Genomic DNA, 14,254 nt, shown 5'->3' with positions numbered 1-14,254 from the left:
TCGCCACGACCGCTCAAAATCGCCTTTGATATGCCGTAAGGCGGGCGCCAAACCGGCTTTTTGCACATGTTGGTCCGGGATCGGTAAAATAACGGGTTGATCCACGGAAACTTGCCGTGGCGTAGCGGAAGGATTCCCTGAACATGACTGATCTTCGTCTTACCAAGCGGTATGCAGTATTGCTGATGGCAGGCGGGCTGGTCGCCGGCTGCGGTACCTCGTCGCCGACCCAGATTGACTACAAGAGCGACTCCAAATCCAAGCAGGTGTCGCTGGCCGTGCCGCCGAACATGATCGATGAGACGTCCGATCAGCGCTCGCTTCCGCCGCAGGGCGGCGAGACTTCGTTGTCCACGCTCAAGCAGGTTCAGGCACAGGCGCCGGTTTCCGACCTCACCGTCGTGCCGGCCGTCAAGGGCATGCATATTCAGCGCGACGGCAGCGAGAGCTGGCTCGTGATCGACGGCAAGACGCCTGATCAGGCCTGGGCCCAGATCCGCCGCTTCTGGCAGGAGCAGGGCTTCCTGCTGGTCGTGGATCAGCGCGACAAGGGCGTGATGGAGACGGACTGGAACGAAACCCATGCGCAGATCAACGACGGCCTGATCCGCGATACGCTGTCGAAGGCCATGGGCAACTCGTACGTGGCCTCCGAGCGCAACAAGTACCGCACCCGCCTCGAAACGGCGCCTAACGGCGGCACGTACGTGTTCATCAGCCAGAAGGGCCTGCAGGAGGTCCTTACCGGCGCGAACAACGACTCCACCACGTGGCAGCCCAAGCCGAACGACCCGGGTCTCGAAACGGAGTACCTGAAGCGCCTGATGGCGTCGCTGCAAACGGCCGACGCACGTGCCGCGGCGGGCGACACGCAGAGCACGGCGCTGTCGCCGGCCGGCACGCAGACGGCGCCGGGCGCGGCCACCGCAGGGGCGAACTCCGCTGCTGCGAAGGCGGCGGCCGAAAACGTCGCTGCGTCCACCCAGCCGCCCATGCCGGACCAGAACGTGACGTCGAACACGTCGGCGCAATACACGTCTACCGAGCTCACGCTCGGCGAGCCGTATGACCGCGCCTGGGTGCGTGTGGGCATCGCGCTGGATCGCAGCAACTTCACGGTGGACAACCGCGATCGCACGCGCGGCCTGTATTCGATCCGCTATGTGGATCCGAAGGACCTGGCCTCCGCCGAACAGGGCTTCTGGAGCCAGGTGTTCCACGGCAAGACCGAGAAGGTCGCCAAGCAGTACCTCGTGAACGTGCGCGCGGTCACGCCGGACCAGACCCGCGTTGCGGTGGTCGACGACAAGGGCAATATCGACGCGTCGCAACCGGCCAAGGAAATCATGAGCCTCGTGGTCGATCAGTTGCGCTGATCTGCCGGCAGCTCGGTTAAAAACCCGCCTGGGATGGTTTCCAGGCGGGTTTTTTTATGGCCGGCTGACCGGTGCGGTCTCGCGGCCATGCCCTTCGCATGGAGTTTGCTTGTCTGGCTAAAACCATGACCAAGGAGACCCACCATGTTCGACATCATTCCCTACTGGATGTGGGCAGCCAGCCTGCTCGTTCTTGCGCTCGTGTGCGGCGCGGCGCTATCGGCACAGGAGTCGGAGCGCACCTTGATGCGTGCGCGTCATCCGGTGCAGCGCGCCAGACGGTGGCTGCGGTGAGCCCGCGCGCGGCCTCTGTCACCGCGTGTGCGGACCGCACGTAACGTGACGTTACGGCGTAACGCGCTGCACAAATCCCCTCTATCTGCTTGACGCCCAAAAAATAAACATAAAAATCAAGGGCTTGCCATTGTGTGTCAACGACATTTCAGCTTGGCACGCAAGCTGCTTTTATCTACCTCATGGGGCCCGATGGCCGCGTGGCAGCCGCTCCGGCGACTGCCTCACGCGAACCTCGACCCGCCTCGACACAAGATGATTGTTAGCGCCGGTCGACGAGCCGGTGCTTTGCCCGATGACGGCCTGCGCGCGTGGCGCGCGGCCCTGGTGGCCCCGTCGCCTATCCTCGTAGGGCGACGGTTTCGCCCGCGCTCCCATGGAGCGCGGGCTATTTTTTTGGCCCGGGGGATTCGCGAAAGGGAATGCTGGAGATGGCGTTGCGAGTGGAGGTGGCGCCGGGTGAAGGCGCCAGCGCCGCATTCAACGCTTTCAGGTATCCGCGCGGCTAGGCCGGCGCGGCCCCACCCACGGAATCCGCTTGATCACGCCGGTGGCGAGCGCGGTGCCGATCAGGATCACCACGCAGCCTTCGAGCATGCCCGGCGAGACGCTTTCGCCGAGGAACAGCGCGCCCCACAGGATGCCGAAGATCGGGATCACGAACGTCACGGTAATGGCGCGCGCCGGACCGACGGTGGCGAGCAGATGGAAGAACAGCATATAGGCGACGCCGGTGCAGGCGACGCCCAGCGCGATCACCGCGCCCCACGCGTGCAGCGAGACGGGGGCGGCCGGCCAGAAGATCACCGCCAGCGGCAGCAGCACGACGGTGGCGCCGGTCATGGTGCCGGCGGCGACCGTGAGCGCATCGACGCCGGTCAGATAGCGCTTCGTATAGTTGGCGGCAATGCCGTACAGCAGGGTGGCGCCGAGCGCGGCGCCGGCGGCCAGCGCGGCGGTCAGGGGCGTCGCGGTGCCGCCGTGCGGCGTGGCAATCTGATCCCACACGAGCATCAGCACGCCGAGGAAGCCGATCACGAGGCCCACGCTGCGCAGCGCACTGAGGCGGTCCTTGAGCCACAGGAAGGCGACCAGCGCGCCCCACAGCGGCGTGGTCGCGTTGATCACCGACGTGACGCCCGCCGACAGCGTCAGCTCCGCGTACGCAAACAGGCAGAACGGCGCCGCCGAATTCAGGATGCCGACCACGACAAGCGGCAGCGCACGGCTGCGCAAGGTCGCGAGCGACTGGCGCACCGGTCGCCTTGCGAACAGCACGATCAGGAGGAACAGCGCGCCGATGCCGACCCGCAAGGCCATCAGCGGTGCAACGCCGAAGTCGGTCACGCCGACCCGGATGAAGAGAAACGACGCGCCCCACAGGGCGGCGAGGACGAGAAGCTGGAGCAGGTTTTTGGAATTCATGGAAGACGCGTCACGCGCGGTTGAGTCGAGACGCGAAAAGATGGTACCAGCGCGACTTCGCGGATATTTCACGCTGGAATGAAACAGCAAGATTCTCTTTGCTGCGGCCGGTTCGACGGGCTTAAGCGTAAGCGCCGTGGCGGTCGGCGTAAAACGATCAATTCTCACTGACATGTGAGAAAAATTGACAGAAGCCGAAGCTCGGGGCGAAAAAAAGCACGCCCTCGGGCGTGCCTCTTCGCATGACCGCGAGCGCGTCTTCAGCTCAATGCGGAATCATCCATTGCAGGTAGTTCTGCTGCAGCCACACGATGATGCCGAGCACGATCGTCAGGATCAGCGAGTGCTTGAACGTCTTCGCGAACACGACGCCTTCCTTGCCCTTGAGATCGGTGGTGGCGACGCCCGTGGAGATGTTCTGCGGCGAGATCATCTTGCCCATCACGCCGCCCGACGAGTTGGTCGCCGCCATCAGGATCGGGTTCAGGTTGAGCTGGTTGGCCGCCACCACCTGCAGGTTGCCGAACAGCGCGTTGCCCGAGGTATCGCTGCCCGACAGGAACACGGCGATCCAGCCGAGGAAGGCCGACACCAGCGGGAAGAACGCCCCCACCGACGCCACGCCCAGACCCAGCGTGTAGGTCAGTCCCGAGTAGTTCATCAGATAGGCGAGTCCGACGATGGTCGCCACCGTCAGGATGGCGATGCGCGTCTGCACCCACGTGTCGACGATGGCGGCGCCGAATTCGCGCACGGAGAGGCGCACGAGGAACGCCGTGATGATCGCCGCGACCAGAATCGCGGTGCCCGTGGCGAGCGGCTGGAAGTCCCAGACGGCGGCGTAGGGCGTGTGGTAGAGCGTGATGAACACGGCCTTGTCGAGGCCCGGCCACGGCACCTTGATGTCGCCGATCGTAAACACCTTGGCGATCGTCCAGACGATCACGACCACCGAGACGATGATCCACGGATACCAGCCCTGCGCGCCGCTGATCTTGCCGCGCACTTCGCCGATGCGGTCGATGTTGACCGCGAACTTCGGATCCACCACGGGCTTCCAGACCTTCAGGAAGGCCACCGTCGCGATCAGCGAGATCAGCGACGAGAGCACGTCGGTCAGGCTGTAGTTGATGTAGTTCGCGACGACGAACTGGGTGACGGCGAAGCTGCCGCCGGCCACCAGCAGCACCGGCCAGATGCGCAGCATGTTGCGGATGCCCGCATACACGGCGATCACGTAGAACGGCAGCAGGAACGCGAAGAACGGCAACTGGCGGCCGATCATCTGGGCGAGGCTGTCGGCGGGCAGGTGCGTGACCGCGGCGAGTACGGTGACCGGCACGCCGAGCGCGCCGAAGGCGACCGGCGCGGTGTCGAAGATCAGCGTGAAGGTGAGGGCTTCGAGCGTCGGGAAGCCGAGCAGGATCAGCAGCGAACTGGTGATGGCGACCGGCGTGCCGAAACCGGAGATGCCTTCGAGCAGCGCGCCGAACGAGAAGCCGACCACGACGAGCACGATGCGCCGGTCGTTCGGCAGATTGTCGATCATCCACATGCGAAACGCGGTGAAGCGGCCCGAGCGCTGCGCGATGTTGTAGAGCAGGATGGCGGCGACCACGATCCACATGATCGGCCAGAGCGCGAACACGGCGCCCGCGACCACCGTATCGATGGCGAGCCCGACCGGATACTGCCAGCCGAAGATCGCCACCAGCAGCCCGACGATCAGCCCGGCGAGCGAAGCCTGCCAGGCGGGGCGGCGAGCCCAGCCGAGCAGCACCAGCACGACCAGGATCGGCAGCGCGGCGACGAGAAACGACGGCAAGAGCGAATTGCCGATGGGGGTCAACAGTTGATGAAACATCACGTCTCCTTCGTTGTTGTTCGAATCGGCGCGACGGACTGCGTGCTGCGTGACGCGTCGGATAGGGCTGGACGGATGACGGTATGGCTGCGTGTGGAAACAGCACCGGAATCGCGTATTTAAACAGGTAGTGCGGATGCTGTTTGCAGCATAGAGCCCGCATGGACGCAGTCAAGACGGGAAACTACGGGCGCGGCGGCAGTCTGCGATGCAGATGGCGGGGAGGTGACGAGCAGGTGGCGCGGGGTTGGCGGAGCGGTCAGATTGGGGAGGGGTGAAGCGGATGAAGCGGGTGCGGCGGTCCATTCGCTGGACGCCGTCACCCGTGGCGCGACGTGCGAGGCCTGGCTTAGTGGTAGTGACCGTGCCAGCCACCGCCCCAACCGCCGCCCCAGTGTCCGCCGCCCCAGCAGCAACCGCCGCCCCAGAATCCGGCAAAGCCGACCGACACCGACGGCCCCCAGTAACCCGGGTAGCCGTAACCATAGCCGTAGTACGCAGGGTAGGCCGGATAGGCCGGATAGTAAGCGGGGTACGTGGCGGGATAGGCCGGATAGGTCGAATAAGCCGGCGCCGGAGCCGGCACATAGGCTTGCTGGGTCGGCGCGTACGACGCGGACGGCACCACGTACGCTCCCCTGGTCGTGACCGACGGCGGCGGCGGAGCCGGGATCGCATCGTGGTTGTTCAATGCCGGCGCCGGCTCGCCGCTGGCCGTGACAGGCACCGCGGTCTGGGTGGACGCAGCCGGCACGGTGGCGTAATAGCCGTTCGCGCCGTAGGGATAGTAGCCGTACGGGTAGTAACAGCCCGCGAGAGCAAGCACCGCAGCCGCGGCGGCGAGGCGGCTGGTTACCGAAAGGAGATTCATGGCACGCTCCTGATGCGTCTGGATGCCGCGACAGTTGATAGTGATGATTGGATGGGCAAAACGGCACCTCCACTTAGCTTACGCCGTGCGGCCGGGCGTCAGGTTGCAAAGTCGTTACCGCTTATTTCAGTGGCTTATTGAGGATGATTTGCCTCTGCCGACACCGTCAGTTCTTCAGCGAGCCTCGTCGGACCGCGGTGAGCGTCGTCTCGTCCGTCCGCAAATGCAAGAGCCCGCCGGTGGCGGGCTCGACGCTGCATCGCAAGCAAGCAAGCGAACGGGCGGCGCCTGCTGCATGCGCCGCCTGCTGCCCTTACTGCCGCTGATAAATCTCAGCGCCCTTCTTCATGAACTCGATCGACTTCACTTCCATGCCTTTTTTCAAGGCTTCGTCGTCGGTCACGCCTTGCTGCGCGGCGAACTCGCGCACGTCCTGGGTGATCTTCATCGAGCAGAAGTGCGGGCCGCACATCGAGCAGAAGTGCGCGACCTTGGCCGAGTCCTTCGGCAGCGTTTCGTCGTGGAATTCGCGCGCCTTGTCCGGGTCGAGGCCGAGGTTGAACTGGTCTTCCCAACGGAACTCGAAGCGTGCCTTCGACAGCGCGTTGTCCCGCACCTGCGCACCCGGATGACCCTTCGCCAGATCCGCCGCGTGGGCCGCGAGCTTGTAGGTGATGATGCCGGTCTTGACGTCGTCCTTGTTCGGCAGACCCAGGTGTTCCTTCGGCGTCACGTAGCAGAGCATCGCCGTGCCGAACCAGCCGATCATCGCAGCGCCGATGCCCGACGTGATGTGGTCGTAGCCGGGGGCGATGTCGGTGGTCAACGGTCCCAGCGTGTAGAACGGCGCTTCGTCGCACCATTCCAGTTGCAGGTCCATGTTTTCCTTGATCAGTTGCATCGGCACGTGGCCGGGGCCTTCGATCATCGTCTGCACGTCGTGCTTCCACGCGATCTGCGTGAGTTCGCCGAGCGTCTTCAGCTCGCCGAGCTGCGCTTCGTCGTTGGCGTCGTAGATCGAACCGGGACGCAGGCCATCGCCGAGCGAGAACGCCACGTCGTAGGCCTTCATGATTTCGCAGATGTCTTCGAAGTGCTCGTACAGGAAGCTTTCCTTGTGATGAGCCAGACACCACTTCGCCATGATCGAGCCGCCGCGCGAGACGATGCCCGTCATGCGTTTGGCGGTGAGCGGCACGTATTGCAGACGCACGCCGGCGTGGATCGTGAAGTAGTCGACGCCTTGCTCGGCCTGTTCGATCAGCGTGTCGCGGAAGATTTTCCACGTCAGGTCTTCGGCCTTGCCGTTGACCTTTTCCAGCGCCTGGTAGATCGGCACCGTGCCGATCGGCACCGGCGAATTGCGGATGATCCACTCGCGCGTTTCGTGGATGTGCTTGCCGGTGGATAGATCCATCACCGTGTCGCCGCCCCAGCGGATCGCCCACGTCATCTTGTCGACTTCTTCGCCGATCGACGAGGTCACCGCCGAGTTGCCGATGTTCGCGTTCACCTTCACGAGGAAGTTACGGCCGATGATCATCGGCTCGCTTTCCGGGTGATTGATGTTGTTCGGGATGATCGCGCGGCCACGCGCGACTTCTTCGCGCACGAATTCCGCCGTGATGGCCGTGAGGCCGTTCGGACCGAATGCGCTCGCGCCGAATGCTTGCCCCGGATGCTGGCGGCCCATCATCGCGGCGAGCTTTTCGCCGTTCGGGCCGCTCGTCTTCAGGGTCTCCAGATACGCGGCGCGCTGCTGGTTTTCGCGGATCGCGATGTACTCCATCTCCGGCGTGACGATGCCTTTGCGCGCGTAGTGCATCTGCGAGACATTGGCGCCCGCTTTGGCGCGGCGCGGCGTGCGGTGCAGGCCCTGGAAGCGCAGATCGGCGGTGGCGGTATCGGCGGCGCGTTCACGGCTGAAGTCGCTGGAGAGGCCGCTCAGCGCTTCGGTGTCGCCGCGCTCTTCGATCCAGCGCTGACGCAGTGCCGGCAGCCCGGCGCGGATGTCGATCGTGGCGTCCGGATCGGAGTAGGGGCCCGACGTGTCGTAGACGTAGACGGGCGGATTCTTCTCGCCACCGAAGCTGTCCGGTGTATCCGACTGGGTGATTTCGCGCATCGGCACGCGGATGTCGGGGCGCGAGCCAGTGACGTAGATCTTGCGGGAATTCGGCAGCGGGGCGACAGCGGCCGCATCGACGTGAGCGTCGGCGGAAAGGAACTTCGGATTGGCGTTCATGCGGATCTCCATGCAAAGCTATGTGGGGCCGCTAAGCAGGAGACGAGACGGAAGTTGTCGGAATTCGCGAGAGGATGAGGCGGTGCTGCGGTGCGAATTCCGTACGCTTCCCTGCGCTGGCATTATCCAGATCAGGTTCAAAGGGTATTTCTCACCCACGCAGCACAGACCTCCAACCTCTGTGCGACGCAGGACCCCCGCGTTAGCAGCGCACACGATACACCGGCCGCGCGGTGCTTGGCAACCGGTCTTGAAATCGGCGCTGCCCGATCCCTGGCCCGCTTACAGCCGGGGAGGCTTGTCTCGATTAGGCTACGCGGCGTGATGCGCCGCAGCATGAAAGGTGAAGCGGGCTGGTCTGCGGTGCGATGTTCTCACGCGTTTTCGCGTGTCTTTTTCTCCCTCCCCAAAAAATATTTCAGTTCCGTTGTCATAACGGCCGGCGTGGGCCGACAAACGTGCAGATTCCCTGATGGAGCCTGTCATTGACCGGTCACGGCGACATTCGCTGAGCTCCGCTACCCGCAGCGCCTCATATCCCTGATTCACGGAGCTTCACATGGCTACCCCTCACATCTCATCCGGCACGGCACCCCCCGCTGCACCGCGCACCGGTCCGATTCACCCGGTGTGGGTTCGCGTCACGCACTGGCTCAATGCGCTGGCCGCAATCACGATGATGCTCTCCGGCTGGCGCATCTACGACGCGTCGCCGATCTTCAAAGGCTTCACCTTCCCGCCATCGCTCACACTCGGCGGCTGGCTCGGCGGAGCGTTGCAATGGCACTTCGCGGCGATGTGGCTGCTGTTCTTCAACGGCCTCGTCTATCTCGCCCTCAACCTGGCGAGCCGGCGTTTCTTTCGCAAGTTTCTGCCGTTGTCGCCGCGCGCCATCCTGCATGACTTCGTCGCCGCGCTGACCGGCAAGTTGTCGCACGCCGATCTGCGCGTCTACAACGCGGTGCAGCGATTCGCCTACGTGTTCGTGGTGTGCGACCTGATCGTACTGGTGCTCTCGGGTCTTGCGATCTGGAAGTCCGTGCAGTTTCCGCTGCTGCGCGAACTGATGGGCGGCTACGACAACGCGCGCATCGTGCACTTCTGTGCGATGTCGTTGATGGCGGCTTTTATCGTCGTGCACCTGGCGATGGTGGCACTCGTCCCGCGCTCGCTGCTCGCGATGCTGCGTGGTCGTTAAGGAAACCTAACATGAACACCCCAGACAAAAAACCGGCCCGGCGCATGCTCTCGAGCCAGCTTGACCGCGAGTCGATCCTGATCGACGCACGCCGTGAACTCTCGATGCCGTCGCGGCGCCTGTTCGGCAGGCAGTTGCTGACGCTCGGCGGCCTGTCGATGCTGACCGGCTGCTCGCTCACCGACGACAAATCGGTGAACGCGTTTCTCACGGCCGTCTCGCGTCTGAACGATCGCGCCCAGGCCTTTATCTTCGATCCGCAGCAACTGGCGCCGACCTACACCGAAGCGCAGATCACGCGGCCGTTCCCGTTCAACGCGTTCTACGACGTCGATTCCGCGCCCGTGGTCGATCCCACGGACTACCGGCTGAAAGTGAGCGGCCTCGTCACCGGCCAGCGCACCTGGAGCTTGCCCGAGCTGTACGCGCTGCCGCACGCCGAGCAGATCACGCGCCACATCTGCGTGGAGGGCTGGAGCGCGATCGGCCGCTGGGGCGGCACGCCGTTCGCCAGTTTCCTGCGCCGCGTCGGCGCCGACACCAGCGCGAAGTACGTCGGCTTCAAATGCGCCGACGACTACTACGAAAGCATCGACATGGCGACGGCCCTGCATCCGCAGACGCTTCTCACCTTCGAATACGACGGCGAGCGTTTGCCCACGAAATACGGCTTCCCGATGAAGCTGCGCATGCCGACCAAGCTCGGCTACAAGAATCCGAAGCACATCGTCGAGATGTTCGTCACGAATACCTTCCCTGGCGGCTATTGGGTCGACCAGGGCTACAACTGGTTCGGAGGCTCCTGACGCGCGCGGGTTGGGCCCGACCCTCGAGCGGCAGAAGCTTCGGAAACACGCCGGCATGACCGGCTCTTACTATCCACAACAAACGGAGTTATCCCATGAAGAAGTTCGCAATCGCAGCACTGGCCGTAGCGTTTCTGACGAGCGGAACGGCCGCCTTCGCGCAGGCAAGCGGAGCCATGTCGAACGACGCGATGTCGCACGACACCATGAAGAAGGACAGCATGTCGAAAGACGCGATGGGCAAGGACAGCATGAAGAAAGACAGCATGTCGAAGGACGGCATGTCGAAAGACACGATGAAGAAGGGCAACGATGCAATGGGCATGAAGCACGACGCATCGGGTGCGATGGCCAACTGATCCCGGTTCGATCCGGGTTCACGCGCACCGTCCAGGTGCGGCAGGCTCGGGCCGGGGCACAGTCCCCGGCCTGCTGCTTTGCGGATACAGAATTTACGATTCTTTCATGGACGCCCGACGGCGTTCCTGCATAATGCTGCGGTGCGCCGAACGGTTGGCGCACGGGGCGCTGGCCGGCTTGTCCGCGGTTGCCCGCCGCTCTCGGGCGGCTCCGCTTGCACGGTGCATCGTGACGGCGCGGGCGCCTTGCTGGGCCTGTGTTTGCCGTCCCTCGTCCTTCTCCCTGTTCTACCGCCATGTCTTTCAGCCTCGCCCGCCAGGCCGCATTTCCGATGCGGCGTCCGCCATCCGGCCTTAGGGTCACCAGCGGGGGCGCAAGGCCTCGAACGGTAGAGGCGGGTTGAACGCATGGCGCTGTCATTTCCCAGCCGTTTTCCACTCCGTCTGCCCCAGTCCCGTAACGGGCGCATCGCGCTTGCGCTCGCCGTCGTCTATCTGGTGTGGGGCTCCACGTATCTCGCCGTGCACGTGGCGCTCGGCTCGTTTCCGCCGCTGTTGATGTCGGGCTTGCGCAACCTGTTTGCCGGGATTGGCCTCTTCGTGTTCGCCGCGCGCCGCGATCCGGTCTGGCCGAGTGCCGCCGAAATCCGCAACGCGGGCCTCGTCGGCACCATGCTGGTCGGACTGTCGAGCGGCATGCTGGCCTATGGGATGCGCACCGTCGGCACCGGCACGGCCGCCGTGATGGTGGCTACGGTGCCGCTGTTCGCCACTGTCATCGCTGCTGTCGCGGGGCGCAAGATTGGACGGGGCGAATGGTTTGCGGTGGGACTCGGTCTCGTCGGCATTGCGATTCTGAGCCATGGCGGTGGCGCAACCGGCTCGGCCGGCGGCAGCCTCGCGATTCTGTGCGGCGCGCTGTTCTGGGCCGGTGGCGCGCATCTCGCCGGCCGCCTGAAACTGCCGTCGGACCTGTTTCTGTCCACCTCGTTGCAGATCGGCCTGGGCGGGGCCATGTCGACGGTCGTCGCCTGGGTCTCGGGTGAGCGCATGGGCGACGTGCATTTTCTGCCGGTGCTGGCGTTTCTCTACCTGATGCTGGTGGGCACCATGGCCGCTTATGTTGCGTATGGGTACCTGATCCGGCATACGAGCCCGATCATCGCCAGCAGTTGCATGTACGTGAATCCGGTGGTGGCCGTCGCACTCGGCGCGCTGCTGCTGGGCGAGCCGGTAACGAGCGCGACGGTGATCGCGACGGTCGTGATTCTCGCGAGCGTCGGCTTGTCGTTCTGGTTCGACTACCGGCGCCGTGGAGTGGCTTGACGGCGGGTGCAGAACCTTGCGTCCGCGCCCGGCCTGAAAACGTCCCGTCCCGCGTATCAGGCCCACTGTCCCGGCGTGGCTACAAGCGCGCGGCCAGTTCCGCGCCTTCGCGAATCGCCCGCTTCGCATCGAGTTCGGTGGCAAGCGCCGCGCCGCCGATCACGTGATAGCGCGGGCCGTCAGCGGGCGGTGTCGCCGGCTGCAGATCGCGCAACGAATCCTGCCCGGCGCAGATCACGATTGTCTCCACCTCGAGCCATTGCTCCGTACCTTCACGCGCGATCTTCAGACCGCGTGCGCCGATCTCCAGATACGACACGCCGTCGAGCATGCGCACGCCGTTGCGTGCCAGCGTCGCCCGATGGACCCAGCCTGAGGTCTTGCCGAGTCCTGCGCCCAGCTTGCCCGCCTTGCGCTGCAATAGCCAGATGTCGCGCACCGGCTGCGCGGGCGCCGGCGCCTTGAGACCACCACGCTCGCGCACCGTCAGGTCGACACCCCATTCGTCGAGCCACGCATCGCGCGCTTGCGGCAGCGGTTCGCCGGGGTGATGCAACAGAAACTCGCTGACGTCGAAGCCGATACCACCCGCGCCGATCACCGCGACGCTGCGTCCCACCGGCGCACCGCGCAGCACGTCGACGTAGGTCAGCACATTGGGCCCGTCGATGCCGGCAATCGCCGGGCGGCGCGGCACGATGCCGGTGGCGACGATCACGTCGTCATAGCCGCCTGCGGCGAGCAGCGCTGCATCGACGCGCGTGGCGAGCCGCACGTCGACGCTATGCCGCTGCAACTGGCTCTGGAAATAGCGGATCGTCTCGCTGAATTCTTCCTTGCCGGGCACGCACATCGCGAGATTGAACTGCCCGCCGATGGTTGCGCTCGCATCGAACAGCGTGACGCGATGACCGCGCGAGGCGGCCACCGTCGCCGCCGACAATCCCGCCGGTCCCGCGCCCACCACGGCGATCGCGCGCGGCGTCTGCTGGCCGCCAAGCGGCCGGTACACCAGTTCCGTTTCACGTCCCGCGCGCGGATTGACGAGGCAACTCGCGCGCCGGTTCTGGAACGTGTGATCGAGACAGGCCTGGTTGCAGGCGATGCAGGTGTTGATTTCGTGCGCGCGGCCCTCGGCGGTTTTGATCACGAAGTCTGGATCGGCGAGCAGCGGCCGCGCGAGCGATACGAGGTCGCCCGCACCCTGGGCGAGCAGGTCTTCGGCGACTTCCGGCGTGTTGATGCGGTTCGAGACGATCACCGGCACCTTGACGGCGGCCTTCAGACGCGCGCTGAGCGGCGCGAAGGCGGCACGCGGCACCGAGGTCACGATGGTCGGCACACGTGCCTCGTGCCAGCCAATGCCGGTGTTGAACATGGTCACGCCGGCCGCTTCGAGCGCCTGCGCGACCTGCACGGTTTCGTCCCACGTGTTGCCGCCTTCGACCAGATCGATCAGCGAGAGCCGGTACACCACGATGAAGCGCTCACCGCACGCGGCGCGCACGCTTTCGACAATCTCACGCGCGAGCCGCAGCCGGTTCTCGAGGCTGCCGCCGTAGGCATCCGTGCGGCGGTTGGTGCGTGGACAGAGAAACTGGTTAAGCAGATAGCCCTCGCTGCCCATGATCTCCACGCCGTCGTAGCCGGCGCGCTGTGCAAGACGCGCACAGCGGGCGTAGTCGCGCACCGTCTTCGCGACGCCCGCGAGCGTCAACGCCCGCGGCTTGAATTTCGAAATCGGCGACTTGAGCGCCGAGGCGGACACCACGAACGGTTGATAGCCATAGCGTCCCGCATGCAGGATCTGCAGCGCGATCTTGCCGCCTTCCGCATGTACGGCATCGGTCAGCAGACGGTGATTGCGCAGGTCGAACACCGAATTCAGCGTGCCGCCGAACGGCAGCAGCCAGCCTTGCCGGTTCGGCGAGATGCCGCCCGTGATGATCAGGCCGGCGCCGCCTTTGGCGCGCTCGCGAAAATAGGCGGCGAGCTTCGGATAGTTCCAGAAGCGGTCTTCCATGCCCGTATGCATCGAACCCATCACCACGCGGTTGCGCAGGGTGGTGAAACCGAGGTCGAGTTCTGAGAGTAAGAGTCGGTAAGGCATGCAACGGGCCTTGTAAAAGTGGGGTGCGCACGAACGATACACCGCGCGTCGCGTCTGTCTTCCGAGGAAAAATTCTAATCCGCCTGATGCATTGACTGCCATGCCGCTCTTCATGCCGCCGGAGCCGGTCTGGTGCATGCGGCACAGCGATTGCTGAATGCGAGCGTCACCAGGCGCGCATCCCATGTCGAGCGCTCCCACGGCACCTGGCACTGCAAGCCGGGTCCCGTGGGGACAGCAACCTGGCGCGGTCCGGTGTTGTCCGGCCGCGAGATGCGCACCAGGGATAAGGAGGGGGGCGTCGCCAGATCAATCCCGTCATGGACCGTGCGAGTTGTTCGCTCGCGCGGTCTCGGGTGGATCGGGCGCTCACATAACTA

General features: G+C 64.7%; 11 protein-coding genes and 1 riboswitch. Of the genes, 6 read left to right on the top strand and 5 right to left on the bottom strand.

Translation table 11 applies throughout. The features are described from left to right. The first annotated feature begins 143 nt into the window (after positions 1-143). Positions 144-1,376 carry an outer membrane protein assembly factor BamC gene (gene bamC, locus BUS12_RS24550; RefSeq protein WP_074300047.1) on the top strand — a complete coding sequence of 411 codons (1,233 nt, stop codon included), beginning with the start codon at positions 144-146 and terminating at the stop codon, positions 1,374-1,376. Between the two features lie 144 nt (positions 1,377-1,520). After that, the gene (locus tag BUS12_RS38920) at positions 1,521-1,670 is read left to right on the top strand and encodes a hypothetical protein (protein WP_171991711.1); all 150 of its coding nucleotides are present in this window, start codon (positions 1,521-1,523) and stop codon (positions 1,668-1,670) included. A gap of 489 nt (positions 1,671-2,159) precedes the next feature. Here BUS12_RS38920 and BUS12_RS24545 read toward each other — a convergent pair whose 3' ends face one another. From BUS12_RS24545 to thiC, 4 genes are all read right to left on the bottom strand, one after another. Then, positions 2,160-3,095: a DMT family transporter gene (locus BUS12_RS24545; RefSeq protein ID WP_074300046.1), complete on the bottom strand. Its 936-nt coding sequence runs from the start codon at positions 3,093-3,095 to the stop codon at positions 2,160-2,162. Between the two features lie 265 nt (positions 3,096-3,360). Beyond that, positions 3,361-4,959, bottom strand: a complete 1,599-nt coding sequence (locus BUS12_RS24540) for an L-lactate permease (protein WP_074300045.1) — start codon at positions 4,957-4,959, stop codon at positions 3,361-3,363. Between the two features lie 349 nt (positions 4,960-5,308). After that, on the bottom strand, positions 5,309-5,830 hold the full coding sequence (locus BUS12_RS24535) for a hypothetical protein (RefSeq protein WP_074300044.1): 522 nt from the start codon (positions 5,828-5,830) through the stop codon (positions 5,309-5,311). Between the two features lie 313 nt (positions 5,831-6,143). Next, positions 6,144-8,075: a phosphomethylpyrimidine synthase ThiC gene (gene thiC, locus BUS12_RS24530; protein ID WP_074300043.1), complete on the bottom strand. Its 1,932-nt coding sequence runs from the start codon at positions 8,073-8,075 to the stop codon at positions 6,144-6,146. Positions 8,076-8,165: 90 nt separating this feature from the next. Continuing rightward, positions 8,166-8,284: riboswitch (TPP riboswitch) on the bottom strand. A 350-nt stretch (positions 8,285-8,634) separates the two neighbouring features. Between thiC and BUS12_RS24525 the strand changes: the two genes are divergently transcribed. The 4 genes from BUS12_RS24525 to BUS12_RS24510 all read left to right on the top strand — a co-directional run bounded on the left by BUS12_RS24525 (position 8,635) and on the right by BUS12_RS24510 (position 11,764). Beyond that, entirely contained in the window at positions 8,635-9,273 is a 639-nt protein-coding gene (locus BUS12_RS24525) for a cytochrome b/b6 domain-containing protein (RefSeq protein WP_074300042.1), read from the top strand. Positions 9,274-9,284: 11 nt separating this feature from the next. After that, entirely contained in the window at positions 9,285-10,079 is a 795-nt protein-coding gene (locus BUS12_RS24520; protein WP_074300041.1) for a molybdopterin-dependent oxidoreductase, read from the top strand. A gap of 95 nt (positions 10,080-10,174) precedes the next feature. Next, positions 10,175-10,438: a pentapeptide MXKDX repeat protein gene (locus tag BUS12_RS24515; RefSeq protein WP_074300040.1), complete on the top strand. Its 264-nt coding sequence runs from the start codon at positions 10,175-10,177 to the stop codon at positions 10,436-10,438. Between the two features lie 408 nt (positions 10,439-10,846). Then, on the top strand, positions 10,847-11,764 hold the full coding sequence (locus BUS12_RS24510; RefSeq protein WP_074300039.1) for an EamA family transporter: 918 nt from the start codon (positions 10,847-10,849) through the stop codon (positions 11,762-11,764). Positions 11,765-11,843: 79 nt separating this feature from the next. Here BUS12_RS24510 and BUS12_RS24505 read toward each other — a convergent pair whose 3' ends face one another. After that, positions 11,844-13,874, bottom strand: a complete 2,031-nt coding sequence (locus BUS12_RS24505; RefSeq protein ID WP_074300038.1) for an NADPH-dependent 2,4-dienoyl-CoA reductase — start codon at positions 13,872-13,874, stop codon at positions 11,844-11,846. Positions 13,875-14,254 lie beyond the last annotated feature (380 nt).

It is taken from the genome of Paraburkholderia phenazinium, assembly GCF_900142845.1.
GTDB lineage: Bacteria > Pseudomonadota > Gammaproteobacteria > Burkholderiales > Burkholderiaceae > Paraburkholderia > Paraburkholderia phenazinium_A.
The sequence above is the reverse complement of the archived record's forward strand: the minus strand, read 5'-3'. Positions and strand labels throughout refer to the sequence as shown.